The 26170-nt window shown below is 71.4% G+C and carries 29 protein-coding genes; 7 read left to right on the top strand and 22 right to left on the bottom strand.

Annotated elements, in window-relative coordinates; genetic code table 11:
* Nucleotides 1-8 precede the first annotated feature (8 nt).
* On the bottom strand, nt 9-1040 hold the full coding sequence (locus ACGFI7_RS32250) for a hypothetical protein (RefSeq protein ID WP_393411193.1): 1032 nt from the start codon (nt 1038-1040) through the stop codon (nt 9-11).
* Between the two features lie 100 nt (nt 1041-1140).
* Here ACGFI7_RS32250 and ACGFI7_RS32245 point away from each other — a divergent pair, with 100 nt between their 5' ends.
* Nucleotides 1141-1455: a PLD nuclease N-terminal domain-containing protein gene (locus tag ACGFI7_RS32245; protein ID WP_393411191.1), complete on the top strand. Its 315-nt coding sequence runs from the start codon at nt 1141-1143 to the stop codon at nt 1453-1455.
* A gap of 215 nt (nt 1456-1670) precedes the next feature.
* On the opposite strand, the gene ccsB is transcribed toward ACGFI7_RS32245, so the two are convergent.
* From ccsB to ACGFI7_RS32220, 5 genes are read right to left on the bottom strand one after another with little or no spacing between them, the layout of a single operon-like run.
* A complete protein-coding gene (gene ccsB / locus ACGFI7_RS32240; protein ID WP_393411189.1) occupies nt 1671-2669 on the bottom strand; it encodes a c-type cytochrome biogenesis protein CcsB in 999 nt (332 codons plus the stop codon).
* The gene (locus ACGFI7_RS32235; RefSeq protein ID WP_393411187.1) at nt 2659-4215 is read right to left on the bottom strand and encodes a cytochrome c biogenesis protein ResB; all 1557 of its coding nucleotides are present in this window, start codon (nt 4213-4215) and stop codon (nt 2659-2661) included. Before ACGFI7_RS32235 ends, ccsB begins: the two co-directional genes overlap by 11 nt.
* A complete protein-coding gene (locus ACGFI7_RS32230) occupies nt 4215-4937 on the bottom strand; it encodes a cytochrome c biogenesis CcdA family protein (protein WP_393411185.1) in 723 nt (240 codons plus the stop codon). Before ACGFI7_RS32230 ends, ACGFI7_RS32235 begins: the two co-directional genes overlap by 1 nt.
* Complete coding sequence (locus tag ACGFI7_RS32225; RefSeq protein WP_393411183.1) at nt 4930-5496, bottom strand: TlpA family protein disulfide reductase; 567 nt, start codon at nt 5494-5496, stop codon at nt 4930-4932. Before ACGFI7_RS32225 ends, ACGFI7_RS32230 begins: the two co-directional genes overlap by 8 nt.
* A gap of 55 nt (nt 5497-5551) precedes the next feature.
* The gene (locus tag ACGFI7_RS32220) at nt 5552-6193 is read right to left on the bottom strand and encodes a histidine phosphatase family protein (protein WP_393411181.1); all 642 of its coding nucleotides are present in this window, start codon (nt 6191-6193) and stop codon (nt 5552-5554) included.
* Between the two features lie 90 nt (nt 6194-6283).
* On the opposite strand from ACGFI7_RS32220, the gene ACGFI7_RS32215 reads away from it, so the two are divergent.
* The gene (locus ACGFI7_RS32215; protein WP_393411179.1) at nt 6284-7144 is read left to right on the top strand and encodes an EamA family transporter; all 861 of its coding nucleotides are present in this window, start codon (nt 6284-6286) and stop codon (nt 7142-7144) included.
* On the opposite strand, the gene ACGFI7_RS32210 is transcribed toward ACGFI7_RS32215, so the two are convergent.
* A complete protein-coding gene (locus ACGFI7_RS32210) occupies nt 7137-8057 on the bottom strand; it encodes a LysR substrate-binding domain-containing protein (protein ID WP_393411177.1) in 921 nt (306 codons plus the stop codon). The two genes, ACGFI7_RS32215 and ACGFI7_RS32210, sit on opposite strands and share 8 nt — an antisense overlap.
* Nucleotides 8058-8264: 207 nt before the next feature.
* Between ACGFI7_RS32210 and ACGFI7_RS32205 the strand changes: the two genes are divergently transcribed.
* Nucleotides 8265-9173: an EamA family transporter gene (locus tag ACGFI7_RS32205; RefSeq protein ID WP_393411175.1), complete on the top strand. Its 909-nt coding sequence runs from the start codon at nt 8265-8267 to the stop codon at nt 9171-9173.
* 25 nt (nt 9174-9198) lie between these two features.
* Here the strand turns inward: ACGFI7_RS32205 and hemL are convergent, their stop codons facing one another.
* The 7 genes from hemL to ACGFI7_RS32170 all read right to left on the bottom strand — a co-directional run bounded on the left by hemL (nt 9199) and on the right by ACGFI7_RS32170 (nt 16617).
* Complete coding sequence (gene hemL, locus ACGFI7_RS32200; protein ID WP_393411173.1) at nt 9199-10488, bottom strand: glutamate-1-semialdehyde 2,1-aminomutase; 1290 nt, start codon at nt 10486-10488, stop codon at nt 9199-9201.
* A gap of 9 nt (nt 10489-10497) precedes the next feature.
* On the bottom strand, nt 10498-11127 hold the full coding sequence (locus tag ACGFI7_RS32195) for a bifunctional DNA primase/polymerase (RefSeq protein ID WP_393411171.1): 630 nt from the start codon (nt 11125-11127) through the stop codon (nt 10498-10500).
* A gap of 127 nt (nt 11128-11254) precedes the next feature.
* Entirely contained in the window at nt 11255-12238 is a 984-nt protein-coding gene (gene hemB / locus ACGFI7_RS32190) for a porphobilinogen synthase (protein WP_393411169.1), read from the bottom strand.
* On the bottom strand, nt 12235-13740 hold the full coding sequence (locus ACGFI7_RS32185) for a uroporphyrinogen-III synthase (protein ID WP_393411167.1): 1506 nt from the start codon (nt 13738-13740) through the stop codon (nt 12235-12237). The genes hemB and ACGFI7_RS32185 overlap by 4 nt, the downstream gene beginning before the upstream one ends.
* Nucleotides 13741-13775: 35 nt before the next feature.
* Complete coding sequence (gene hemC, locus ACGFI7_RS32180) at nt 13776-14690, bottom strand: hydroxymethylbilane synthase (RefSeq protein WP_393411165.1); 915 nt, start codon at nt 14688-14690, stop codon at nt 13776-13778.
* Nucleotides 14687-15943 (bottom strand): glutamyl-tRNA reductase, encoded by a 1257-nt coding sequence (locus ACGFI7_RS32175; protein ID WP_393411163.1) that lies wholly within the window; start codon nt 15941-15943, stop codon nt 14687-14689. The genes hemC and ACGFI7_RS32175 overlap by 4 nt, the downstream gene beginning before the upstream one ends.
* A complete protein-coding gene (locus ACGFI7_RS32170; RefSeq protein WP_393411161.1) occupies nt 15940-16617 on the bottom strand; it encodes a redox-sensing transcriptional repressor Rex in 678 nt (225 codons plus the stop codon). Before ACGFI7_RS32170 ends, ACGFI7_RS32175 begins: the two co-directional genes overlap by 4 nt.
* A gap of 129 nt (nt 16618-16746) precedes the next feature.
* On the opposite strand from ACGFI7_RS32170, the gene ACGFI7_RS32165 reads away from it, so the two are divergent.
* Entirely contained in the window at nt 16747-16983 is a 237-nt protein-coding gene (locus ACGFI7_RS32165) for a glutaredoxin family protein (protein WP_393411159.1), read from the top strand.
* On the opposite strand, the gene ACGFI7_RS32160 is transcribed toward ACGFI7_RS32165, so the two are convergent.
* Complete coding sequence (locus ACGFI7_RS32160; RefSeq protein ID WP_393411157.1) at nt 16980-18455, bottom strand: antibiotic biosynthesis monooxygenase; 1476 nt, start codon at nt 18453-18455, stop codon at nt 16980-16982. The genes ACGFI7_RS32165 and ACGFI7_RS32160 overlap by 4 nt on opposite strands.
* Before the next feature lie 220 nt (nt 18456-18675).
* On the opposite strand from ACGFI7_RS32160, the gene ACGFI7_RS32155 reads away from it, so the two are divergent.
* From ACGFI7_RS32155 to ACGFI7_RS32145, 3 genes are all read left to right on the top strand, one after another.
* Entirely contained in the window at nt 18676-19329 is a 654-nt protein-coding gene (locus tag ACGFI7_RS32155) for a sigma-70 family RNA polymerase sigma factor (protein WP_393411155.1), read from the top strand.
* Nucleotides 19330-19395: 66 nt separating this feature from the next.
* Complete coding sequence (locus ACGFI7_RS32150; RefSeq protein WP_393411153.1) at nt 19396-20109, top strand: DUF5667 domain-containing protein; 714 nt, start codon at nt 19396-19398, stop codon at nt 20107-20109.
* Nucleotides 20110-20119: 10 nt separating this feature from the next.
* Complete coding sequence (locus ACGFI7_RS32145; protein WP_393411151.1) at nt 20120-20992, top strand: HAD family hydrolase; 873 nt, start codon at nt 20120-20122, stop codon at nt 20990-20992.
* Here ACGFI7_RS32145 and ACGFI7_RS32140 read toward each other — a convergent pair.
* From ACGFI7_RS32140 to ACGFI7_RS32110, 7 genes are all read right to left on the bottom strand, one after another.
* Nucleotides 20989-21996, bottom strand: coding sequence for an LCP family protein (locus tag ACGFI7_RS32140; protein ID WP_393411149.1), 1008 nt, complete (start codon nt 21994-21996; stop codon nt 20989-20991). The genes ACGFI7_RS32145 and ACGFI7_RS32140 overlap by 4 nt on opposite strands.
* A 2-nt stretch (nt 21997-21998) precedes the next feature.
* Nucleotides 21999-22583 carry an RNA polymerase sigma factor gene (locus ACGFI7_RS32135; RefSeq protein WP_393411147.1) on the bottom strand — a complete coding sequence of 195 codons (585 nt, stop codon included), beginning with the start codon at nt 22581-22583 and terminating at the stop codon, nt 21999-22001.
* A 69-nt stretch (nt 22584-22652) separates the two neighbouring features.
* Nucleotides 22653-23573, bottom strand: a complete 921-nt coding sequence (locus ACGFI7_RS32130; RefSeq protein ID WP_393411145.1) for a lysophospholipid acyltransferase family protein — start codon at nt 23571-23573, stop codon at nt 22653-22655.
* On the bottom strand, nt 23570-24565 hold the full coding sequence (locus ACGFI7_RS32125) for an NAD-dependent epimerase/dehydratase family protein (protein WP_393411143.1): 996 nt from the start codon (nt 24563-24565) through the stop codon (nt 23570-23572). The genes ACGFI7_RS32130 and ACGFI7_RS32125 overlap by 4 nt, the downstream gene beginning before the upstream one ends.
* Nucleotides 24566-24587: 22 nt before the next feature.
* Nucleotides 24588-24686, bottom strand: coding sequence for a 30S ribosomal protein bS22 (locus tag ACGFI7_RS32120; protein WP_018654693.1), 99 nt, complete (start codon nt 24684-24686; stop codon nt 24588-24590).
* A gap of 177 nt (nt 24687-24863) precedes the next feature.
* Nucleotides 24864-25067, bottom strand: a complete 204-nt coding sequence (locus tag ACGFI7_RS32115) for a helix-turn-helix domain-containing protein (RefSeq protein ID WP_026214222.1) — start codon at nt 25065-25067, stop codon at nt 24864-24866.
* Between the two features lie 312 nt (nt 25068-25379).
* On the bottom strand, nt 25380-26162 hold the full coding sequence (locus tag ACGFI7_RS32110) for a phosphatase (protein ID WP_393411141.1): 783 nt from the start codon (nt 26160-26162) through the stop codon (nt 25380-25382).
* Between the last annotated feature and the right edge of the window lie 8 nt (nt 26163-26170).

Here is a 26170-nt window from a genome sequence, read left to right as displayed (position 1 = left end):
CCTACCACCTAGATTCCGTAGCGCCTGTTGAAGAACAGCATGACGTCGAGCGCCATCCGCGTGTTGCCGCCGAGCATGTCGACCAGGGCCGGACGCTGACGGGCGGCGATCGCGGCGAAGGCGTCGGCGAAGAACTCCTTGCGGCCCAGGCCGCCGCCCTGCCGGTGGAACGAGGACACCAGCAGCGGCTCCACCCGCTCGAACAGCGCCACGAAGGCCGGCGAGTCCGACACCCACTCGCCGAACGCCGAGTCGATGTCGTCGATGGCGTGCCCCACCTCGTGCATCATCACGTCGGGCGTGGGCGACGGCCGGTCGCCCACCACGATCTTGCGCTCACCGTACGCGCCGGCGCAGATGTCCCAGGAGGCGCGGCCCGAGGGCAGCGGCGCGCCGCGCAGGTAGCCCATGTCGTCCAGGTCGGGGACACCGCCGGGGCCGACGTAGATGCCCTCCAGACCGGCGGCCAGCTTCTCCTTGAGCCGGTCGGGCAGCCTGGCCAGGCTCTCCACGGCCCGCACCGCCTCGGGGGGCGGCGGGCCATGACGGACGTCCCACTGGCGGTGCAGGATGCGTTCCAGCTTGCCGCAGTGGCGCAGCCCGTCGCCCATCGGCGGCAGATCGGGGCGGTTGGGCTGCGCCCGGGGTAAGGCGTCAGGGAGCTCGAAGTCGTGCCAGGTGTACCTCGGCTCCTCGACGACCGCCGCCGACAGCCGCTCGCGCCCTTCCCAGCGCCGCGGCCTGTCCTTCTCACGAGCCTTGTCACGAGCCTTGTCACGAGCCGTCTCACGAGCCTTGTCGCGCACCTTGTCACGGTCCTTCTCCGGGCGTCGGAACCGGCTCGTCTCCTCGGGACCGCGGCCGGTGTCGGCCGTCCCGCGCGCCCCGGCGTCCGCGTCTCGGGACCTGCGCCTGCGGCGGTCGGCCCAGAACGACCTCTCGGCCTCGGGAGGAGCGTCGGTACGCCGCGAGAAGAGATAGGAGCCCCGCCGCCACCATCGGCCCCGCCGATGGCGTCCCCTGTCACTGGAAATGGCCATCGCACCTCTCGCCGGCCGGTGAGAATCGGGTTCCACGGTACGACGCAGATCTTCCTTAGTCACCTGGAATGGGGCACAAGGTGGCACGATCGGTCTGGAGATGGCTTACAGTTCGGGCATGGCAGGTGTTCTAATCGGCCTGGCTCTTCTGGCCTTCTGGCTGTTCTCGTTGTTCGACGTCATCACGACCCCCGAGGAAGAGGTCCGGCAATCCCCCAAAGCCGTCTGGTTGATCATTGTCACCGCAGTCCCCATCGTCGGCGGCGTTTTCTGGATGATGCGCGGCCGTCCCAAGGCGGTCGTCACGGCGGATCCGATCATCACCGGCGGCGGTGCGGCGCCCAAGGGCCCGGACGACGACCCTGACTTCCTCAAGGAACTGGAGCGCCGCATGCGCGGCGAATCGGACGCCTGAAACTCCGCCCGAAACCCCTCCAGCTCTTTCTTTACCCAACTTTTCCACCACCCGGGGCCGCCCGCCACCACCCCCCAGGCGCCCTGGGTTTCTTCATGCCCGGGATCGGGACCGGTCCAAGGGCCGCACCCCTACACACACGTGCTCCCCGCGCACACGCACGGGGAGCACGTCCATCAGGCCCGGTCAGCCTCAGGTCGCGGGGAGCGGGTCCGTCAGATGTCGGCGTAGCTGTGGAGGCCGGACATGAAGATGTTGACCCCGAACAGGTTGAACATCAGGCACCCGAGGGCGACGAGCTGGACGATCGTCGCCCGCTTCCCGCGCCAGCCCGCCGTGACGCGGGCGTGCAGGTAGGCCGCGTAGGCGATCCAGGTGATGAACGACCAGACCTCCTTGGGGTCCCAGCCCCAGTAGCGGCCCCACGCCTGGTCGGCCCAGAGCGCGCCCGCGATGACGGCGAACGTCCACAGCGGGAACGCCACCACGATGGCCTTGTGGGCCACCTTCTCCAGGTCGGCCTTGGCCGGCAGCCGCGACAGCCCGTCGCCGCGGAGCAGATAGAGCGCACCCGAGGCGCCGGCCAGCACGAACATGCCGCTGGCCAGGATCGCGGCCGTGACGTGGATGGCGATCCAGTAGGAGTTGAGCGCCGGCACCACCGGCCCCGCGGCCGTGTAGAACTTGATCACCGCCAGCCCGAGCCCCAGCGCGGCCGAGACCATCACGAAGGCGCCGAGGAAGCGGACGTTCTGCCGGACGTGGGCGATCAGGAACGCGGTCACGGCGGCGAAGCAGATCGCCACCACGAACTCGTACATGTTGCCCCACGGCCACCGGTCCACCGCCAGGCCGCGGGTGATGATGGCGGCCAGGTTGGCGGCCCAGCCGAGCCAGGCGAGCCCCAGGCCGATCGTGCCCGCGGTGCGGGCCCAGGCGGGCGGCTCGGGCCCTTCGGCCGAATCCTCGGCCACACCGTCGCGGCCTTCCGCGTCGAGCCCGTTCGCGAGCGTCTCGGAGTCGTCGCCCACCGCCAGGTCGGCGGGCGCGCCGGCGCCCACCGGGACGCGGGCGCCGGTCCGAGCCTTGCGGATGTCGCGGCGGGCCTTGCCGAACGCGAGCTCGACGGCGAACCCGATCATGGCGACCAGATAGAGCAGGACGGCGGCGACCACGAACAGGTCGCTCAGCTCTGCCAATGACTCAGCGGACATCCTTGTCTCCTGCCAGTTGCTTCACGATGTCGTCGAACTCCTCGGCGAACCCCGCCGCGGAGCCCTCGGTCCGGGTGAGCCCGCCCACCTCGGCCGTGCCGTCCTTGACCCGCACCCAGACCCGTCGCCGGCGGATGATGAGCGAGAACACGATGGCGATGGTGGCCGTGGCCGCCGACAGCAGAGCCGGGAGCCGGCCGGGGTCGTAGGCGATCTGGAGCGTGATCCACTCCTTGACCCCGGTGAACTCCAGCTTGCCCGCCCCGCCGGGCAGCTCCAGCGACTTGCCCACGGCCAGCGGGGCGCCCGCGGCCTCGCCCATCACCAGAGGGTGCAGCTTGTCCATGATCTCGGGCGGCGCGAGCTCGTACACCGACTGCGGCCGGCCCGAGCGCAGCCCCAGGTCGCCGCTGAAGGCACCGAGGACCTGCACCTCGGGGACCACGGCGCCGGGGAAGGACGAGACGTGGCCGCCGCCCTGGAGCGGCTGGCTGGTCGGCAGGAACCGCAGCAGGAACCCGAGCTGCGACGGCTGGGCGTCGGGCACCTTGACCACGCAGCCGGAGGTCAGCGTGGGCTTGTCCTCGATGAGGCAGGGCACGGGACCCTCGAAGGCGACCTGCCCCTTGCCGTCGGTGACCCGGAAGATCGGGGCGTAGCCGTGGCCGATGAGGTAGGTCTGGGTGCCGTTGATCTGGAGCGGCTCGTTGACCTTCAGCTCGTAGTCGCGGACGGGCGCGCCGGGCGCGTCGGTGACCTTGAGATGGGCGGAGTAGTCGAGCTCCTGGCCCGAGTTGTCGCCGCCGACCTGGTAGGTGGCCTGGAAGTCGCTCAGCTCGAACGAGAACGGCTCCAGCGACTCGGCGTTGACCTGTGGCCCCGGCAGATAGCGGTCGTAGGCGGCGACGGTGTTGGCGAACCCGTCGCCCTCCACCACGAGCACGTTGCCGCGGTAGCCGTACACCGAGCCGATGCCGACGGCCACCAGCAGGCCGAGCAGCGCGATGTGGAAGAGCAGGTTGCCGGTCTCGCGCAGGTAGCCCTTCTCGGCCGCCACCCAGCCGTCGCCGGCGCGTACGCGGAAGCGCAGCTTGCGCAGCCGCCTGGCGGCCTCCTCGACGGTCAGGTCGCCGTCGAAGGCGGCGTGGTGCGGCAGCCGGGACAGGTTGCGCGGCGCGGCCGGCGGCTTGCGGCGCAGCTCGCGCAGGTAGGTGGCGGTGCGCGGGATGATACAGCCGATCAGCGAGGTGAACAGCAGCAGGTAGATGGCCGCGAACCAGGTCGAGCTGAAGACGTCGAAGAGCTGGAACCGGTCGTACCACTCGGCCAGGCCGGGTTCGTTCTGGTAGATCAGCGCGACCTTGTCGGGCTCGACGCCGCGCTGCGGGAGCAGCGAGCCGGGGATGCTGGCCAGCGCGAACAGGAACAGCAGGATGAGCGCCGTCTTCATCGAGGTGAGCGTGCGCCACCCCCACCGCAGCCAGCCCGCAGGACCGAGCCCCTGCTGCCGGGGCTCGCGCTCCTGCTCCAGCTCGGAGACCGTCATCAGATCACCGGCCTGAAGCTGCCGATCAGCCCTTGCATGGTGGCGATCATCTCTCCCCACAGGCCGGTCACCAGGGCCAGGCCGACGGCGACCATCATGCCGCCGCCGATCCTGGTGATCAGCCGGGAATGCTTGCGGATGGCGCGGAAGGTGCGCAGCGCCTTGCTGTAGGCCAGGGCGGCGACGACGAACGGCAGCCCGAGCCCCAGCGCGTAGGCGACGGCCAGCAGCGCGCCGCGCGAGGCGCTGCCCTCGTTGAGCCCGAGCGTGAGGACCACGGCCAGGGTGGGCCCGATGCACGGCGTCCAGCCGAGCCCGAACACCACGCCGAGCAGCGGCGCCCCGGCCAGCCCCGCGGCGGGCGCCTTGTGGATCCGCACGTCGCGCATCAGCCACGGGAACGCGCCCAGGAACGCCAGCCCGAGCAGGATCGTCAGCACGCCGAGCACCCGCGTGATGACGTCGGCGTTGACCAACAGGGCCTGTCCGAGCTGCCCGAACAGCGCGCCGCTGAGCACGAACACGGCCGCGAACCCGGCCACGAAGAGCGTGGTGCCGAGCACCAGCCGCCCCCGCTTGGGGTCGTCGCTCATGCCCGTCACGTACGAGAGATAGCCGGGGACCAGCGGCAGCACGCACGGCGACAGGAAGGACACCAGCCCCGCCAGCACCGCGATCGGCACGGCCAGCAGCAGGGAACCGGAGGCCACGATGTCATTCATCGCGCACCTTGGTCACGGCGTTCTTCAGGTCGGTGTAGCGGACCGCGCCGAGCGCCCGCGCGGCGATCCTGCCCTGCTTGTCGATGATGAGCGTGGACGGGATGGCCGCGGGCGGGACCGTGCCCTGGAAGGCCAGCGCGACCTTGCCCGGCTGGTCGTAGATGCTCGGGTAGCCGGTGCCCTCGGTGCGTTCGAAGGCCAGCGCGTCGGCCTTGCGGTCCTTGAAGTCGACGCCGATGAACTCCACGCCGCCGGCCTTGGTCTCGGCGGCGACTTCCTTGAGCACGGGCGCCTCGGCCCGGCAGGGCGCGCACCAGGAGGCCCAGAAGTTGAGCACGACGACCTTGCCCTTGTGCGCGGCCAGCGACGCGGTGCCGCCGTCGAGGGTCGGGCCCTCGATCGCGGGCGCGGGCTTGCGCTCCGCGGCCTCGAACACCTGCATCGTTCCGTCGCCCGCGACGAATCGCGTGTCGCCCGCCTGCGGCTGCCCGCTCTGGCTGCCGGCGCACCCTGTCACGAGAGCGGCGAGAAGGAGCAGGGAGATGGACTTCGCGCGCACGGGAGGAAGATCTCCTTGTACTACAACCGGTAGAGCCGCCACTCTACCCGCGTGGTCAGGCGCCCGGGACGCTGGGGCCCCGCTCCAGCGAGCCGGCGGGCTCGCTGTAGCCGACGCTGACGAGCCGGTCGCCCTCGAACGTGAACGTGGTCAGGCTCGCCAGGCCGCACTGCCTGCGCCGGGGGTCGTGCCAGAGCCTGCGGCGGCCCTCCGCGGCCATCCGGACCGCCCAGATGGGCAGCTGGTGGCTGACCATGACGACCTCGTGGCCGCGCGCGGCCTCCCTGGCGTCGTCGATGGCCGCCCGCATGCGCGCGACGATCACCGGATAGGGCTCGCCCCAGGAGGGGCGCATCGGGTTCCAGAAGTAGCGGTAGTTGCGCGGGCTGCGCAGGATCTGCAGCCCCTGCCCGACGGCCCGGCCTTCGAGCAGGTTGCCGGCCTCCAGCAGCCGCTCGTCGATGCGCACCTCGAGCTCGTGGGCGGCCGCGACGGGCGCCGCCGTCTCGCGGGCGCGCTCCAGCGGCGAGCTGTAGACGGCCACGATGTCGCGGCCCGACACGGCCTTGGCGACGGTCTTGGCCATCAGCTCGCCCGTCTCGGACAGGTGATAGCCCGGCAGCCTGCCGTAGAGGATGCCGCCGGGGTTGTGCACCTCACCGTGGCGCAGCAGATGAACGACGGTGGTTTCAGCCATGGTGGCCTCAGCTTATCCGCTCGACGGCACCTGATCGCCAGAGCCGATCGGCCGGGAGTAGAGTCGGGGCCTCCGGAGGGAGTTGCCCGATTGGACCCGTTGGCGCTGGGGCTCGTCCTGGTCGCGGCCGTGGCGCACGCGTCGTGGAACCTCCTGAGCAAGAAGGCGGCCCACGTCGACAGCCTGGTGTTCGTCTGGCTGGTGGCGGCGGCGGGCGCGGTGGTCTGGAGCCCGTTGTTCGTGGGGTTCCTGGTGGTGGCGCGCCCCCGGCTCGACTGGACGGGCCTGGCGGTGATCGGCGTCAGCACCGCGATCCACCTGGGCTACTTCGTGCTGCTGCAGCGCGGGTACGGCAGCGGCGACCTGTCGCTGGTCTACCCGGTGGCGCGCGGCACCGGGCCCATGCTGGCGAGCCTGGTGGCGGTGGTGTTCCTGGGCGAGCGGCCGACGGCGGTGGGGATCGCCGGGATCGTCCTGGTGGGCGCCGGGGTGCTCCTGATGAGCGGGGGCATCGGCGGGTCCGGCCTGAAAGGGCTGGCGTTCGGGCTGGCCACCGGGGTGTTCATCGCCACCTACACGGTCTGGGACTCGCGGGTGGTGAGCGCCTTCGCGGTGGCGCCGCTCCTGCTGAACTATCTGGGCGAGGTGGGGCGCACGATCGTGCTGGCCCCGTTCGTGCTGCGCGGGCGGCGTCGGGCGCTGGCCGCGGCCGCCTGGCGGGCGCACCGGCGCACGATCGTGGCGGCCGCGGTGCTGGTCTTCGTGTCCTACCTGCTGGTGCTGGTGGCGTTCACCAGGGCGCCGATGAGCCTGGTCGCGCCGGCGCGCGAGATCAGCGTGCTGATCGCGGTGGTGCTGGGCGGGCGGCTGCTGGCCGAGGACGGGCTGCGCCACCGGCTGCTGGCCGCGGGCGTGATCGTCGGCGGCGTGGTGGCCATCGCGCTCAGCTGACCGCCCAGCCGTTCTCCTCGCCGCTGCTCACCCGTACGAGAGCCTCGACCGTGGCCCGGATGGCGGGGCGGCGGGCCGCGTCGCTGCGCCAGAGCGCGTAGATGCGGCGGGTCTGCCGGGGCAGCAGCGGGACCAGCCGGACGCCCTCGGGCACCGGGTCGCGGCCCAGGCGCGGCACGATCGCGCAGCCGAGCCCGGCGGCGACCAGCGCGAGCTGGGTCGGGTACTCGTCGGCCATGGCCATGATCTCCGGCTCCAGCTCGGCGCTGCGCAGCGTGAACACCAGCCAGTCGTGGCAGATCGTGCCGGGCGACGAGCTGATCCACCGCTCGCCGCAGAGCGCGGACAGCTCGACCTCCTTGCTCGCGGCCAGCGGGTGGGCGGCGGGGAGCGCCACGTCGGCGATGTCGTCGAGCAGGGTCTTCCTGGACAGGCCGTCGGGGATGGGCATCGGCCGGTTGAGCCAGTCCTGCACGATCACCAGGTCGAGCTCTCCCCTGGCGACCTCGCGGATCACCCGTTCGGGCTCGCGCTCGTACATCTGCACCGACAGGTCGGGGTGGCGGCGCCCGAGCTCGGCGAGCGCCCTCGGCATCAGGCCGCGGGCGGCGGTCGGGAACGCGCCCACGTTGAGCCGGCCGACGACCTCGCCGCGCAGCGCCTCGAAGTCGGCCTCGGCTGTCTGGACCAGGGCGAGGATGCGTTCGGCGTGCTCGGCGAGCAGGCCGGCGGCGTCGGTCAGCCGCACCCCGCGCCCGTTGCGCTCGACCAGCCGGGCGCCGGTCTCCCGCTCCAGTTTGGCGATCTGCTGCGACACCGCCGACGGGGTCACCATCAGCGCGTCGGCCGCGGCTCCGACGGAGCCGTACACGTGCACCGCGTGGAGGGCCTTGAGCCGGTTCAGATCCAACATGTAAGCGAGTCTAAAGCGTTGACCCAAGAAAGTCTCGCTTGTCCTTCATTCTGAAGCGTTGGAAAATAGTTGCATGAGAATCCTTAAGCAGAAGAAGCTCCCGTCCCAGTCCACCCCGTACCTGAAGACCCTCGCCGAGCAAGCTCGCGAGCTGCGCACCCGTACCCGCAAGGCCGCCTGAGCGCCCCCGCGCCCGGCACGGTCGCCGTGAACACCCTCCGCCCCGTCCACCTGGCGCTCGCCATCGGGCTGGCCTTCGTCTGGGGCGTCAACTTCGTCGTCATGCAGGTGGGGCTGGAACACTTCCCGCCCCTCCTGTACGCCGGTCTGCGGTTCGCGCTGGCGGCCTTCCCCGCCCTGCTCCTCGTCGGACGTCCGGCGGTGCCCTGGCGGTGGATCGCCGCCGTCGCCGCCACCCTCGGCGCGGGCCAGTTCGGCCTGCTGCTGGTGGGCATGCGGGCCGGCATGCCCGCCGGGCTGACCTCGCTGGTCCTGCAGATGCAGGTGCTGTTCACGATCCTCTTCGCGGTGACGCTGCTCCGCGAGCGCCTCACCGCGCGCCGCGTGACGGGCCTGGCCGTCGCCTTCGGCGGCCTGGCCCTCGTCGCGCTCGACTTCGGCGGATCCGGCCCCATCGGCGCCTTCGCCCTCTGCGTCGCCGCCGCCGCTGCCTGGGGCCTCGGCAACGTCGCCCAGCGCAAGGCCGCCCCGCCTGACGCGCTGCGCTTCATGGTCTGGGTCAGCGCCCTGTCGTCCCCGCCGCTGCTGCTCCTGTCGCTCTGGCTGGAGGGCGTGCCGGCCCTGACGACCGCCCCGCTGGAAGGCTGGCTGTCCCTCCTGTACGTGGCCTTCGTCTCGACCCTCGGCGGCTTCGGCGTCTGGGGCTTCCTCCTGCGCCGCTACGACGCCTCCACAGTCGCCCCTTACACGCTCCTGGTGCCGGTCTTCGGCATGAGCACCGCCGCCCTCTTCACCGGCGAGCCCTTCACCTGGCTCCGCGTCATCGCGGCCGTCCTCATCGTCACCGGCGTCCTGTACGCCGGCACCCGGCCTCGCCCCCGCCCCGAGCCCACTCCACCCCACCCGGCCCCGGAGCCCACCCCGGCGAACCAGTGACCCGAGCCCGGCGGGGGCTCTTGGGTCAGAGGACTGCGGCGGCGGCCTTGGCGGCGGTGGGGAGGGCGTCCGCGACGCGGGCCAGCGCGTCGTCGCCGTGCGCGGCCGACAGGAACCACGCCTCGTACGCCGACGGCGGAAGATAGACCCCCTGGTCCAGCATCGCGTGGAAGAACGCCTTGTAGGCGGCGACGTTCTGCGTCTGGGCGTCGGCGAAGCCCGTCACCGGCCGGTCGGTGAAGAAGATGGAGAACAGGCTGCCCGCCGTCTGCAGCCGGTGCGGCACCCCGGCGGCGGTGAGCGCCGAGGTGGCGGCCTGGGCGACGGCGTCGGCGGCGGCGTCGACCTTGGCGTAGGCGGCGTCGTCGAGCGCGCGCAGGGTGGCCAGGCCGGCGGCGCAGGCCAGCGGGTTGCCCGACAGGGTGCCCGCCTGGTAGACGGGGCCCTCGGGAGCCAGGTGAGCCATGACGTCGGCGCGCCCGCCGAAGGCCGCGGCCGGCAGCCCGCCGCCCATGACCTTGCCGAACGTCATCAGGTCGGCGTCGACCGGGTCGAGCCCGTACCAGCCGGAGGGCGAGACGCGGAAGCCCGTCAGCACCTCGTCGATGACGAGCAGCGCCCCGTGGCGGGTGCACAGCTCGCGCAGACGGGCGTTGAAGCCGTCGAGCGGCGGCACGATGCCCATGTTGGCCGGGCACGCCTCGGTGATGACGCAGGCGATCTCCGCCGCCTCGAAGGCCTGCTCGACCAGGTCGATCGCGTTGTACGGCAGCACGATCGTGTCGGCGGCCGAGGCGCCGGTCACGCCGGGCGTGTCGGGCAGCCCGAAGGTCGCCACCCCGGACCCGGCCGAGGCCAGCAGGGCGTCGACGTGGCCGTGGTAGCACCCGGAGAACTTGATCACCTTCGACCGGCCGGTGAACCCGCGGGCCAGCCGCACCGCGCTCATCGTCGCCTCGGTGCCGGAGCTGACCAGCCGCACCTTCTCCACCGGCGTCACCCGGCGCACGATCTCCTCGGCGAGCTCCACCTCTCCAGGGGTCGCGGTGCCGTACGAGAAGCCGTGCGCGGCGGCGTCGGCCACCGCCTCCACGACCGCGGGATGCCGGTGTCCGAGGATCATCGGGCCCCACGAGCACACCAGGTCGACGTAGCGGTTGCCGTCGGCGTCGGTGATGTAGGGACCCTGGCCGGAGACCATGAAGCGCGGTGTGCCGCCGACCGCGCCGAACGCGCGGACCGGCGAGTTCACCCCTCCCGGCACGACGGCGCTGGCGCGGGCGAACAGGTCCTCGGAGTTCTGTGTACGGCTCACCCGAACAGGTTAGTCGGCGAGCCACTCCAGGACGCGGAGCGGGTCGGGGAGCGGGCGGCCGTCAGGGGGCCGCAGCCAGGAGACGGGCTGGCCGGTGGTGAGCGTGGACGGCGGGGCGAGGACGTAGCTGTCGCGGCAGTGCCAACGCAGGCCGGGGGTGTCCTCGATGGCGGCCGGGTCGCAGTCGAGGTGACAGGACCACCATTCGTCCTCGTCCTCGGGATTGCCCCGGGTGGCGACATAGAACAAGACCCGATCGCCGTTGGCGGCGACCGGGCCTGATGGGGTGTCGGCGGCGTCGATCCGGGTGAGGGCGGAGAGGCCGACGGAGAGAGGTACGTCGAACACGTCGAAGACGCGGCCGGTGGGCAGGATGACGTTGGCCTCGGGCTCGTACTGCCACCAGCGGGTGAGCTGCGCGGCGTCGGTCGTGGCCTGGATGTTCCAGGCGGGCGAGAGCGGGTGCGCGCCCGGGTCGGGACACCCGACGCGGTCACAGGAACAGGCGCGGGGGCCGTTGCGCAGCGGATGCGCGCCGGGCACGGAGGGCCAGCCCAGGGCCGCGTAGCCGAGGACGGCGTCCAGCCGGGTATGCCGCGGCCGTTTCCTGGTACGGCGAGCCAGAGGTACCCCCACCATGGTGTCTCCCGTCGATCCCCGTGCCGCAGGCAGCCCCGTCTCCTGGCCTGGCGCACACGCGGGACACACCAGCACGTCTTATGGCACTCTAACGCACACGCCTCAGCAGTTGACCGGAACCCCTCGGTTAGAGGCGGCGCGCCACCTCGGTCGCCCAGTAGGTGAGGATCAGGTCGGCCCCGGCCCGCTTGATCGACGCCAGGGATTCCATGATCATGCGCTCGCGGTCGACCCAGCCGTTGGCGGCGGCGGCCTCGATCATCGCGTACTCGCCGCTCACCTGGTAGGCGGCGACGGGCACGTCCACCTCGTCGCGGAAGCGGCGGATGACGTCGAGGTAGGCGAGCGCGGGCTTGACCATGACGGCGTCGGCCCCCTCGGCCAGGTCGAGCCTGACCTCGCGGAGCGCCTCCTCCAGCGGCCCCGCGGGGTCCTGCTGGTGGCTGGCCCGGTCGCCGAACTGCGGCGCGCACTCGGCGGCGTCCCTGAACGGCCCGTAGAAGGCCGAGGCGTACTTGGCGGAGTAGGCCAGGATCGGCACCTGGGCGAACCCCTCGGCGTCGAGCGCCGCCCTGATGGCGCCCACCTGGCCGTCCATCATGCCGCTCGGCGCCACCATCTGGGAGCCGGCCCTGGCCTGCGCGACCGCGATGGACGCGTAGCGCTCCAGGGTGGCGTCGTTGTCGACCTCGCCGCTCTCGGTGAGGATGCCGCAGTGGCCGTTGTCGGTGAACTCGTCGAGGCACGTGTCGGCCATCACCACGATGGCGTCGCCCACCTCGGCGGCCACCTCGCGCAGCGCCACCTGGAGGATGCCGTCGGGGTCGTCGGCGGCCGAGCCGCGGGCGTCCTTGACGGCCGGGACGCCGAACAGGATGAGCCCGCCGACGCCCGCCTCGGCGGCCTCGTGCGCGGCCTTCAGCAGCGAGTCGCGGGTGTGCTGGAGGACCCCCGGCATCGAGCTCACCGGGTGGGGCTCGGTGATGCCCTCCTTGACGAACAGCGGCAGGATCAGGTCTGCGGGGTGCAGCCTGGTGCCGGCCACCATCGCGCGCAGCGCCGGGGAGCGGCGCAGCCGGCGCGGACGGGCCACGGGGAACTGGGCGCTCACTTCGTTCGCCTCCTGGCGCCTCGGCGGGTCTGGGACGGCCGGCGCGGCGAGTCGCCCGCGGCGAGCGCCGCCGACCGCTGCTTGGCACCGTACTCCGCCAGCGCGGCCGCCAGCGCGGAAGCCGAGGGTCTGTCGGCCATGACGTCCACGCGCAGCCCGAACTCCTCGGCGGTGCGCGCCGTCTGCGGCCCGATCACCGCGATGACCGTGACGTTGTGCGGCTTGCCGGCGATGCCGACGAGGTTGCGCACGGTCGAGGACGAGGTGAAGAGCACGGCGTCGAACCCGCCGCCCTTGATCGCCTCGCGGATCGGCGCGGGCGGCGGCGCGGCCCGCACGGTCCGGTAGGCGGTGACGTCGTCGCACTCCCAGCCCAGCTCGGTCAGCCCGGCGACGAGCGTGTCGGTGGAGATGTCGGCCCTGGGCAGCAGCACCCGGTTGATCGGGTCGAGCATCGAGTCGTACGGCGGCCACTCGGCCACCAGCCCCTCGGACGACTGCTCGCCGGAGGGCAGCAGGTCGGGCTTGACGCCGAACTCGACCAGCGCCCGCGCGGTGGCGTCGCCGACCGCGGCGACCTTGAGCCCGGCGAAGGCACGCGCGTCGAGCCCGTACTCCTCGAACTTCTCGCGCACCGCCTTGACGGCGTTGGCGCTGGTGAAGGCGACCCACTCGTAGCGGCCGGTGACCAGGCCCTTGATGGCCCGGTCCATCTGCTGCGGGGTGCGCGGCGGCTCGACCGAGATGGTCGGCACCTCCTCCGGCACCGCGCCGTACGAGACGAGCTGCTCGGACAGGGCCTGGGACTGCTCTTTCGTCCGGGGGACGAGCACCCGCCAGCCGAACAGCGGCTTGGTCTCGAACCACGACAGCGCCTCGCGCCGGCCGACGGCCTCGCCCACGACGATCAGGGCGGGCTCGGCCAGCCCGGCGTGCTTGAGGTCGGCGTGCAGCCTGCCGAGCGAGGACACCACGGTGTGCTGCTCGGTGGTGGTGCCGGACGCGGTGACGGCCACCGGCGTGGTGTCGGGCTTGCCCGCCGCGATCAGGGCCTTGCCGATCGCCACCGCGTCGGCCAGGCCGTGGTAGATGACCAGGGTGCCGGGACAGGCGGCGTGGGACGCCCAGTCTTGCTCCTTGGCCGCGTCGACGACGCGGAACTCGGGCACCGACATCGCGGACGGGATGCCCGCGTAGGCGAGCACGGCGGTCGCGGACGGCACGCCGGGCACGATCTCGAAGTCCACCTCCGCCGCGGCGCAGGCCGCGACCTCCTCGGCCACCGTGGAGAACAGCATCGGGTCGCCGTCGCACAGGCGCACGACGAGCCGGCCGGCGGCGGCGTGGCGGAGGTAGTCGCCCTCGGCCACCTCCACCTGGGGACGGCTGTGGCGCAGCAGCGGGCGGTGTCTCTCGTCGCCCAGCACCACGACGTCGGCCTTGCCGAGCAGCTCGGCGCCACGCAGGGTGAGGAGATTGGGATCACCGGGCCCGGCGCCCACGAACGCGACGAAACCGGAGGTAGGACTATCGGAGCTCAATGGGAATGCTCCCCCATCAATCTGTCGGCCCCTTCGTGAAGCATCTCGGCCGCGAGCCGGCGACCCAGATCTTCCGCCTCCGAAGGAGAGCCGGCGGTGGACTTGCGCACCGCCTGGCGGCCGTCGATGGAGACGACCGCGGCGGTCAGGTGAAGAGTCTGCCCGTCATCGAGCCCGAAAGCACCCACGGGGGCAGAACAGCCGGCTTCGAGCGCGGCCAGGATGGTCCGCTCGGCGGCCACCGCGGAGCGGGTCCGCGGGTCGTCGAGCACGGACAGGAACTCGATCAGGTCGGCCCGCTCGGACAGGCACTCCACGGCCAGCGCACCCTGCCCGGGGGCGGGCAGCAGCCGGTCGACCGAGAAGATGTCGGCGATCTCGGCGGTGCGCCCGATCCGGTTGAGCCCGGCGGCGGCGAGCACGACCGCGTCCACCTCACCGGCGGCGATCTTGCCGATACGGGTCTCGGCGTTGCCGCGGATCGGCACGTACTCCAGATCGGGCCGGAGCGCGCGGAGCATGGCGACGCGGCGCGGCGAGCCGGTGCCGACGCGGGCGCCCTCGGGCATGGCGGCGAACGGGACCGGGCCGACGAGCGCGTCGCGGTGGTCGTGGCGGGCGGGCAGCGCGACCAGCTCGATGCGCGGGTCGGCCTTGGTCGGCAGGTCCTTCAGTGAATGGACGGCGAAGTCGATCTCGCCCTCCAGCAGCTTGTCGCGGAGCGCGCTGACGAACACGCCGGTGCCGCCGAGCTGCGCCAGGTGGGCCTTGCTCACGTCGCCGAACGTGGTGACGCCGACGAGCTCGATGGCGCGTCCGGTGCGCTCGGTGTAGGCGTCGGCGACCATCCCCGACTGCGTGGTGGCCATCAGGCTGCGACGAGTGCCCAGCTTCAGGGGCCGCGAGTTCACAGCTCTACCTCCCTTACGGCTTCGGGCATCTTCGGATCCAGGTCGAACAGCTCGCGCAGCGCTTCGGCATAATGATCGCCCCCAGGCGACGTGGCGAGCCGCTTGACACGCACAGTGGGCTCGTGGAGCAGCTTGTCGACGACGCGCTGCACGGTCAGCGTCACCTCGTCCCTGGTCTTGTCGTCCAGGTCGGGCACCCTCATCATCAGCCTGCCCAGCTCGGACTCGACCACGCTCGCCGCCTTGCTGCGCAGCGCCACCACGGTGGGGGTGACCCGCGAGGCGCGGGCGGCCTCCAGGTAGGCGGTCAGCTCCTCGGCCAGGAGCCAGCGGGACGCGCGCACCGCGTCGCCCTCGTAGGAGCCGATGCCGGACTCGCGGATCGTCTCCAGGTCGACCAGGGTGACGCCGGGGACGGCGCGCACGGCCGGGTCGATGTCGTGCGGCAACGCCAGGTCGAGCAGGAACGCGCCGCGCGTCACCATGCCGGCGGTGATCACGTGGCGGCCGCCGCCGGTGCAGGTGATGACGATGTCGGCGTCGGCCAGCTCGCGGCCGACCGCGGCGAACTCCACCGCCCGGCCGCCGACGGAGGCGGCCAGCCGGGCGCCGCGCTCGAACGTACGGTTGGCGATGACGATGTCGGTCACCCCGGCGCGGGAGAGCGTGGCGGCGGCCAGGGAGCTCATCGAGCCCGCGCCGACCACCAGGGCGCGCTTCCCGGCCAGGTCTCCGGCGAGCGCCAGGCCCGCGGTCACCAGGGAGGCGCCGGCCCGGTCGATGCCGGTCTCGGTCTGGGCCCGCTTGCCGACGCGCAGCGCGTGCTGGGCCAGCTCGTTGAGCGTGGCGCCGACGGTGCCGTGCTTCTGCGCGAGCTTGAGCGCCTGGCGGACCTGGCCGAGGATCTGGGCCTCGCCGACCACCATGGAGTCGAGGCCGCACACGACCGAGAACAGGTGCTCGACAGCCCGCTCCTCGTAGTGCACGTACAGGTGCGGCGTCAGCTCGTCGACGGGCACGCCGGAGTGGCGGCTGAGCAGGTCGGTCACGGCGGTGACGGCGGCGTGGAAGCGGTCGACGGCGGTGTAGACCTCGACCCGGTTGCAGGTCGAGACCACGAAGGTCTCGGCCACGCACGAGTCCTGCCGCACGTCGTGGAGGAGCTTGGAGAGCGCCTCGCCGGTGACCGACACGCGCTCCAGCATGGCCACCGGGGCTGTCCGGTGGCTGAGCCCGATCGCCAGAACACTCATTGCGTGTCCACTGCCATGAGTGGCCCCCCAGCCTTGCGTTGCTCGTGGAACGCGAGAATCTGCAGTTCGATGGAAAGGTCGACCTTCCGCACATCGACGGAGTCGGGAACGGTGAGGACGACCGGGGCGAAGTTGAGGATGCTGGTCACGCCTGCGGCAACCACACGATCGCATACTTCCTGAGCCGCTGCCGCCGGTGTCGCCAGAACCACGATCGAAACTCCACGCCGTTTGATCACGGCTTCCAGTGCGTCAATATGTTCAACATTCAACCCCGCGATGGTGTCGCCCACGACATCGGGGTCGGCGTCGAACATGGCGGCCACCCGGAAGCCCCTGGAGACGAAGCCGCCGTAGTTGGCCAGCGCACGGCCGAGGTTGCCGACGCCGACGATGGCGACGGCCCAGTCTTGGGTCAGACCGAGCTCGCGGGAGATCTGGTAGACGAGATACTCCACGTCGTAGCCTACGCCGCGGGTGCCGTACGAACCCAGGTGCGACAGGTCCTTGCGGAGCTTGGCGGAGTTGACCCCGGCCGCGGCGGCGAGGTCCTCGGAGCTGACCGTCGCGATCCCGCGCTCAGCCATCCCGTGCAGCGCCCGCAGGTAGAGCGGAAGCCTGGCGACCGTAGCCTCGGGGATGCCTCGGTCGCGGGGGTGGGACGGGCTCTTCACGTGCGGGAGCTCCAGGGGAACGGGCGGCCGGGGACCGCGTGACAGAAATCGAACCGCCTTTCAGGTTAATCCCTTTGTGAACCGATGCACAAAGTCGGCACCCTGGCAAGGGGGGCTACGGTGGGTGACATGCATCGCATCACCCTCATCGGCAAGCCTGGCTGTCATCTGTGCGACGACGCCCGGGAGATCATCGCCCGGGTGGCAAGCGAGCTGGGCGTCCCCTGGGCGGAGCTGAGCATCGAGGACTCCGAGGAGCTGCGCGAACGCTACTGGGAGATGATCCCGGTGACGCTCGTCGACGGGGTTCAGCACGACTTCTGGCGGGTCTCCGAGGATCGGCTGCGCGCCGCGCTGACCGGCTAGAACATCGCCGTCGGCAGCGGCACGACCTTGGCCGCGTTGACGTCGAGCTCGATCACGTTGGTGGCGAGCACCAGGGCCTGACGCTCGTTGACGAACCGCTCGACGTGCGGCTGCCGCTGGTGGTCGCGGTAGGCCACCTCGTCGCGGTAGATCTCGTAGACGATGCGCTGCAGCGGCGCCGACTTGACCGCGTGGCAGGCGTACACCAGCGTGTCCGGCTCGCCCCTGCGCACCGCCTCGACGGTCTGCTCGGCCAGCCGGTCGAAGGCGGGGCCGGAGCCGTCCATGAGCGTGAAGACCGTGAGCAGGCCGAAGATGCTGGGCGACAGCTTGCCCGAAGAGCCCTGCGCGGCGGGCTGGACGGCGGGCTGCGGGCCGGTCGCCGGCACGCGCGGCGTGAACACGTCGGCGCCCTGCGGGTAGATCGCGCCGGTGGCGGGCCCGTCGGGCATCGGCGGCGCCTGCTGCGGCATCGCGTGGCCGGTGTGGCGGCCGTTCATCACGTAGCCGGTGGACGGGCCGGCGGCGGGCGGCACGGGGGCCCCGAACCCGGTCTCCCCGGTGGACGGGCCGCGGTCGCCCCGCGCCATGCGGGCCGCGTAGTCGGTCTCGCCCGTGGACGGGCCGCGGTCGCCGCCCGGGGCCATGCGGGCGGCGTAGTCGGGCTGGTCCGTGGCGCGGTACTCGGCCACCAGGTCGCCCAGCCCCGACCGGCGCGGCCGCGGCGGGATCGCGGCGGGCCCCTGCGGGCTCGCGGCGACGCGCTCGGGCTCCGCCCTGCGCCCCGCCGGCCGCCGTTCCTCCCGCGGCTCCTCGTCGAGGTCGTCGAAGTCGTCGTCGTCCTCGTACGGGGCGAGCGGGCGCAGCACGTTGTACCAGATCGCGGCGGCGGCGACGATCAGCAGCACGGTCGTGAACACGCCGGGCACCGAGAACCGCATCGCCCCCATCAGGGCCAGCCCGGACGGCACGATGACGAGCGACGCGTGCAGGTTGTCGGTGTCGTACTCGTCGCCGTCACGCCACCGGAGCGCGGCCACCACCACGCTGACCGCCATGATCACGGCGGTGATCGCGTGCGCGCCGAGCAGCAGGTAGTCGGGGATGATGGCCCAGTGGTCGGCGGCCTCGGGCAGGGTCTTGCCCATGTCTTCCGTCTTGAGCGGGTCGACCACGAGGATCACCGACGCCGTGACCGTGAAGGCGACGCCGAACAACCAGGCCACGAACTTCGGCGGCACCTTCTCCGCCAGCAGCTGGATCAGGCCCACGGCCAGCCAGAGCGGCGCCAGCAGCGACCCGGTCAACTGGAAGATCTTGAAGGTGGCGGCCCCGAACCCGATCAGGTGGCCGATGCCGATCACGCCCAGTGACAGACACAGTGCGGAGACTGCAACGGTCCAGGCGATCAACCAGCCCTCTGACTCCTCTCGCAACCGCCTGACCAGGGCTCCGACGGCGATGGCGGCCAAGAGCGCACCTGCGAAAGCGATGACAGCAACGAGGATCTCCATGGTGTCTCCAATGCTGCCGGACAAAGCCTCCCAGCCGGTAGCCGAAGAGGGAACGGGTTGGACCACACCGTATCTGCCGCTTACTGGATGTCATGCCAAGGGCAAGTGGATTGTGCAATTTCCGGTTGATTTCTAGAGTGTTCGAGCACGCCGCACCCCTTACCCGTAGGGATACCGGATGCCTGACTCGTGGCCGTTCTCCGGGTTGCTCGCGCCGGCAGTCGCCGCGCCCACCCGGACGACCGAGCCTGACGTGCGCGAAGACCGTGACACGACCGCCGACGACGACGACCTGCGCACCCTGGTGCTGCATGCCAAGACAGGAAACTCGGACGCCTTTGGCACGCTCTACGACCGATATGTGGACCTTGTCTACCGCTACATCTACTTCCGGGTCGGCTCCCACCCGCTGGCCGAGGATCTGACCAGCGAGACCTTCCTGCGCGCGCTCCGCCGGATCGCCGACTTCACCTGGCAGGGCCGCGATTTCGGCGCCTGGCTCGTGACGATCGCCAGAAATCTTGTTACCGATCACTACAAATCCAGCCGCTACCGGCTGGAAGTCTCCACCGGCGAGGTGATCGACGTCCCGCTCGACGGAGCCCACATCCCGGAGAACGCCGTCGTCACCGCCATCATCAACGACCGGGTGCTGCGCGCGGTCCGCGATCTCAACCCGGAACAGCAGGAGTGCGTGGTGCTGCGCTTCCTGCACGGCCTGTCCCTCGCGGAGACCGCGCTGATCATGGGGAAGAAGAGTGGAGCGATCAAAGCACTCCAGTTCCGGGCCGTGCGCACGCTGGCCAGGGCGCTCAAACACGACCTTGCGTAACCCGCTGCCACGCACCGTCGTTAGGCAGGTGTCACGGCAACGCCGCCAGGCGTCGAGGGAGCGGACATGAAAAGGGCGCGCGGATCGCGCGAACGGGTGCTCGGCCACCTCACCGAGCTGAGCGGACTTCCGCTCGGCGGTGGTCCCGACCCGGCCTTCCGCGAGCGCCTGCGCGCCGAGCTCGCCTCCGCCGACCGGATGGCCGACAGCGCCGCCGACCTCTCCGCAGAACGCGCCGCGGACCGTACGGACGACCGCGCCGCGCGACCCGCCCCCGGGCCGTCCCCGCGACACGCCCGGCCCGCGCACCGGCGTCCCCGCCGCAGGCGGCCGATGCTGGCGCAGCTGGCCTCCAGCGGCGTCGTCGTCGCCCTGATGCTGTCGATGCTCGCCACCTACCGGGCGGTGCCGGGCGACACGCTCTACCCGCTCAAGCGCGCCACCGAGAGCACGCTGGTCCGCCTCAGCACCGACGACGTCGTACGGGGCGAGCGCGAGCTGGTGTCGGCCAAGACGCGCGCCAGGGAAGTGGCCCAGCTGCTCGGCGAGCCCGGCGAGGGAAGCCTGGTGAGCCGGACGCTCAAGGAGATGGAGCAGTCGACCCGGGCCGGCGTCACCCGGCTGGAACGGGCCGAACCCCGCTCCCCCAAGATCGGCAAGTTCGCCGAGGCGCAGCGGAACGTGGTCGAGCCGATGATCGAGAAACTCGACGGCGACGAGCACGACCAGGCCGTCGGCTACCTCCACTACATCGAAGGCCTGGTGCCCCCGTCTAGGTAAGCTGAAGCGCATGTGGCGGCTTATACGACGACGGGACGATGCCCAGGCCGAGATCGCCGGCGAGGCAGCGGCGGCGGCAGCGGTCGTCGTGCCGCCGAGCGAGCCCGACCTGGAGGCCGCGGCCTTCTTTGACGTCGACAACACCATGATGCGCGGGGCCTCCATCTACCACTTCGCCCGGGGGCTGGCGACCCGCGGCATGTTCAACTCCGGCGACCTGGTCAAGTTCGCGGTGGGCCAGGCCGTCTTCCGGATGCGCGGCAGCGAGAACCCCGAGCACATCGCGGTCGCCCGCGAGACCGCGCTGGCGTTCGTCGCGGGCGCGAAGGTCGACGACGTGGTGCGGCTCGGCGAGGAGATCTACGACGAGGTGATGGCCGACCGCATCTGGGCCGGCACCCGCTCGCTCGCGCAGAGCCACCTCGACCAGGGCCAGCGCGTGTGGCTGGTGACCGCCACCCCCGTCGAGCTGGCCCGCGTGATCGCCCAGCGGCTCGGGCTGACCGGCGCGCTCGGCACCGTCGCCGAGACGAGCGAGGGCGTCTACACCGGCCGGCTGGTCGGCGACCTGCTCCACGGCCCGGCCAAGGCCGAGGCGGTGCGGGCGCTGGCCCGCCGCGAGGGCCTCGACCTGACCCGCTGCACCGCCTACAGCGACTCGGCCAACGACCTGCCGCTGCTGTCGCTGGTCGGCAGCCCGGTGGCCATCAACCCCGACAGCGAGTTGCGCGAGCACGCCAGGAAGCACGACTGGCCGATCAAGGACTTCCGCACCGGCCGCAAGGCCACGCTGACGGCGCTGCCCATCGCGGCCGGGCTGGGCGCGGTGGCCGGCGGGGTCGCCGCCGGCATCGCGCTGCGCAAGCACTACCGCGCCCGCTAGCGCAGCGAGGCGAAGAGCCTCTCGGCCTCGGGCTGCTTCCAGGCGAGCCGGTTCGGGTCGTCCGGGTGCGGGACCCACGGCACGGTGACAAGCTTGATCGGGCTGTCCCGCAGGCTCATGGCGATCCCGGCCATCCGTTCGGTGTCGAGTCCTGGGTCGGTCGTGACCGAGCCGGCCACCACGGACGCCAGCTCCTCCAGTTTGCCGGGATCGTCGAGGGCCTGCCGGGCCTTCTTCGCCATGGCTGCGATGACGGTCTGCTGGCGCCTCATCCGCATGATGTCGGAGCCGTCGCCGTAGTTGCGCAGCCGCATGTAGCCCACGGCCTGCTCGCCGTTCAGCAGGCTCTTGCCCGCCGGGAGCTTCAGCTCGGATTTCGGGTCGTCGATCGGCTGCCGCACCATCACCTCGACGCCGCCGAGCGCGTCCACGAGCCGACCGAACCCGGCGAAGTCCGCTTCCACCATGTGGTCGATCCGCACGTCCGTCAGGCTCTCCACGGCTTTCACGGTGCAGGTCAGCCCTCCGTCCGTGTACGCGGAGTTGATCAACGCGGTGCGGGCGGGCGCCGATCCGCAAGCGGGGAGCCGTACGAGCGAGTCGCGCGGGATGCCGACCGCGGTGATCCGCTTCCTGTCGGCGGGCAGGTGCAGCAGGATGATCGAGTCGGTGCGCCCCCTGTCATCGGTGACGCGCGGCGCCGACCCCTTGTCGACGCCCACCAGCAGCACGTTGAGCGCCTCGGTCACCTTCTCCGGGCGCGCCCCGGCGGGATAGGCCGCCGTCGGGTGCCGGTCCGCGAACAGCAGCGTGGGCACCACCACGGCGGCGACCGTGGCCATCGTGGCGACGGCGACCAGCGCGGCGGCAGCCCAGCCGAACCGCTGCCGCCGCGGCCGGCCGGCCGTCGCGCCCAGCAGCCGATGCCGCTGGCGCGCCAGCGTCGCCGGAGGTTCGTGCTCCAGCGCCCTGCCGAGGTCCCCGAGCAGCTTCAGGTCGTCCATCGTCACTCCTCTCCGAGCATCGGGTTGGCGTCGCCGAGCGCCGCGCGGACCTTCCGCCTGCCCCGGTTGAGGCGGGAGCGCACGGTGCCGATCGGGATGCCGAGCGCCCGCGCGGCTTCCTCGTACGTGAGATCGCCCCAGGCGATGAGCAGCAGCACGTCGCGGTCCTTGGCGGGCAGCGCGGCCAGCGCGCCGGCCAGATCAGGGCCGGCTGCCTGCGCGGTCACCCCGGCGGCCACCCGGTCGGCGGGCGACTCCACGTCGAGCTCGACGGGAGCGCGGCGCAGGGCGCGGTAACGGGCGGCCTCGCGGCGGTGGTGGCGGGAGACGAGCTTGGTGATGATGCCGAACAGCCAGGGCCGGGCGTCGGGCTGGGTCAGGTCGTAGCTTCGCCGGCGGGAGAAGGCCACCAGGAACGTCTCACCGACGAGGTCCTCGGCGGCGGGGCCGGCGCCGAGCCGGCGCGAGACGTACCGGTAGAGCATGCCCGAGTAGCGGTCGAACAACTCGGCGAAGGCTTCCGGCTCGGTCAGCGAGGCGCTGATGAGGTCAGCGTCCGCATCCCGGATGGCGGGTTGAGTGATCATCTCCGCCCTTCTGTGGGGGAACGGTCGGAGATGTCTTGCCACAACCCGTCGTCCGGGTTCACGGCGGTGTTACAGGAAGGGCGGGAAGGCGTGGCCGCGCCGGAGCCTCAGCTGGTCGAGCATCTGCTGGATGACCTCGCGGACGCGGTCGGTGAGGTTGAACACCAGCATCGGGTCGTCGGCCGCCCCGGGATCGTACTCGTCCGTACGGATCGGCTCGCCGAACTCGATCAGCCACTTCGACGGCAGCGGCACCAGCCCGAGCGGGCCCAGCAGCGGGAAGAACGGGGTGATCGGCACGTAGGGCAGCCCGAGCACCCGCGACAGGAACGGCACCTCGCCGATCTTCGGGTAGATCTCCTCCGAGCCCACGATCGCCGTCGGCACGATCGGCACCCCGGCCCTGATGGCGGAGGCGACGAAGCCGCCGCGGCCGAACCGCTGCAGCTTGTAGCGCTCGGAGAACGGCTTGCCCACGCCCTTGAACCCCTCGGGGAACACCCCGACCAGCTCGCCCTTGCGCAGCAGCCGGTCGGCGTCCTCGCGGCAGGCGAGGGTGTGGCCGGTCTTGCGAGACAGGTGGCTGAGCAGCGGCAGCTGGTAGACCAGGTCGGCGCCGAGCAGCCGCAGCGCCCGCCCCGCCTCGTCGTGCAGGGCGACCTGCATCATCAGCGCGTCGACCGGGAGCGTGCCGGCGTGGTTGGCCACGACCAGCGCGCCGCCCTCCTCGGGGACGTTCTTCAGCTCCAGCGCCTCGACCCTGAACCAGTGGTGGTAGATCGGCCGCAGCAGCTCCAGCAGCACCTTGTCGGTCAGCTCGGCGTCGTAGCCGAACTCGTCGACCTCGTAGTCGCCGGTCACCCGCCGCCGCAGGAACGCCAGCAGCTCGGCGACCGGGTCGGGCGCCTCGTGGACGTCGTCCTGGGGATAGGACGGGGCGGCGCTGATCGGGACGACCGTGGCCGGCTCGTCCTCGTGGGGAACGCTCACCGCTGGGCACCTCCGAGTGCGTGCAGCCCGCGCGAGCGCAGGAAGTCGTCGAACGCCGCGCCGGTGGTGAACTTGGGCCGCCAGCCCAGCTCGGCCTCCAGCGCGGACGTGTCGACCGCGCGGCCGTGGCGCATCAGCCGCAGCTGCTCGGGCGAGTACTCGACCAGCCCGGCGCCGCGCACGGCGTTGCCCAGCAGCCGGAACGCCGGCGCCGGCAGCGGCACGGCGGGCCGTCCCGCCCTGCGCACGCACTGCGACAGGAGCAGCACGCCGGCCCCGGCCACGTTGTACGTGCCGGGGTGGTCCTCCGTCGCCGTCCGGCGCAGCACCTCGACCGCGTCGTCCTCATGGACGAACTGCAGCCGGGGGTCGAAGCCGAGCACGGTCGGCAGCAACGGCTGGGTGAAGTAGCGGGTCAGCGGCGAGTCGACGCCCGGACCCATGAAGTTGGCGAACCGCAGCAGCGACACGCAGGCGTCGGGACGCCGGCGCGCGAAACCCCGCACGTAGCCCTCGACCTCCACGGAGTCCTTGGCGTAGCCGTGGCTGGGGCTGTGGTGCGGCTCCAGGTCCTCGGTGAACACCGCCGGATCACGTGGGGAAGACCCGTAGACGGCCGTGGTCGAGCGGACCACCACGCGCCGCACGGTCGCCGACCGCTGGCAGGCGCCGAGCAGCTGCATGGTGCCGATGACGTTGTGCTCTTTCATGGCAGCCCGGCCGCCGCTCCTGGACGGAGCGCTCACCAGGCTCATGTGCACGACGGTGTCGATGTCGGCGGCCGCGATCACCTGGGCGATGTCGGGGCTGCGCAGATCCACCTGGACGAACTCGGTCCGGCCGAGGGAGATGCCGCCGTCCCGGGTGATGGAGGGGGGCGGCACGGTGTCCACTCCGATGACGCGGCTGATGTCCGGATCGGCGGCCAGAACACTCGCCAGCCGGGCGCCGATGTGGCGCGAGACCCCGGTGACGAGCACGGTGTGGGTCATCTGCGCCTCGCAGCTGCGTCGTCTACTTCTTGTTACGCCGCTGGATGCGCGTCTTCTTGAGCAGCTTGCGGTGCTTCTTCTTGGCCATCCGCTTGCGGCGCTTCTTGATCACAGAGCCCACGGGACCCCCAGGTCTTGGTAGCACGTCAAAATCGCGTGCGAGCGCACGCAGGCTCACAGACTACCGGCGATCCGTGGTAGATCGCCCCTCGGGGGGCGAGTGCCCGGCCGCGCGCCGCGGCCGGGCCCCTCCCGCGCCTGCATTCACGGCGTGCCGCGGCACGCCGCTACCCGTGACTCAACCGGCCTCGATGTAGGCCTCGCGAAGATAGTCGTGAACCGCCTGCTCCGGCACTCGGAACGAACGGCCGACACGGATGGCCGGCAGCTCGCCCGAGTGCACCAGTCGGTAGACAGTCATCTTCGACACTCGCATGACCGTGGCCACTTCAGCCACAGTCAGGAACTTCACCTCACTGAGAGGTCTTTCGCCTGCACCCATCGGACGCCTCTTCCGCACGTGTTTCCGGGTTATCCCCACTGGTGCCATTGCTCACGCACGTGTACTGCCGTCAGCGTAAGTCGGGACTCGGAGTGCGCAAACCCCCCAGTTTCCCAGTCCGAGGTTCCGCCTGTCAGGCGAATCCGCGAAAACGCTGGCCAGCCACCCTCTTCAGCCGCACGGACAGCTCTTGGAACTGTCCAAACTGTCATACATAAGAGTCGCCCAGGCCTCATCAAAAGTTGGCAAAGGGGCTGCGAGCCCCTGGGAATGCAGGGGCGAAAAGACGGTATGAGGATGACCGATTTCGACTCATAGGGCTGCTGTGACTCGTGTGACGAGACGCTCGGTGAGCGGCTGGTAGTAGCGCGGTAGCACGTTGTCATCGAGCGGCACCACCACTTCGATCTTGCCCTCGGCCTCTCCGACGAAGAGCCCGGGGTCGTTGCTGTCGGCGAATGCCACAGTGGGCACTCCCGCCTCTCCAGCAGCCCCTGCCCACCCGTGGTCGGCGATAACCAGATCGGGCCGATCGTCTCCCAGCTCGGCCAGCATGTGCTCCATCGGGGCCGCGTCGTGGGTGTGCACGAACGCGCCCTTGTCGTCGAGCATGGCCACCTCGCCGAGATAGCGCAGGCGGCGCGGGCGGCCGAACCCGGAGCCCGAGTAGGTCCAGCCCTCCGCCGGGGCCAGCAGCGTCGCCCCGTGCTCCAGCGCCATCTCGGCCAGCGGCAGGTGGACGGCCAGCAGGCCGGTGGGGTGCCCGGTGGCGAACAGCAGCCGGGGGTTCGGCCGGGAGAGCGCGGCGGCGATCCGGTCGGCCATGGCGTCGAGCGCGTCGATGGTGAGATCGGGGTCGATCGTGTCCTGACCCCAGCGGTGACCCGGGTCGGCGACCACGCCGGCGGCCTTGGCCATGAGCGCGAGCACGTCGCGGAAGCGCCACGGCTGCTCGAAGGTCAGCCCGAGCATGTAGTAGGGGTCGCGGTTGGCGAGCGAGCTGTAGTGGTCCAGGTTGTTCTCGCGGGAGGTCGCGACATCCCCGGCGATGCGGGTCTGGACGAGGTGCTCACGGAGTCGATCGCGGCTCAGCACTGGCCTTC

Origin of the sequence: Nonomuraea sp. NPDC048826 (assembly GCF_043198225.1) — a bacterium.
Taxonomy (GTDB): domain Bacteria; phylum Actinomycetota; class Actinomycetes; order Streptosporangiales; family Streptosporangiaceae; genus Nonomuraea.
Note: the sequence above shows the minus strand (reverse complement) of the source record. Positions and strands in the feature narration are given on the sequence as shown.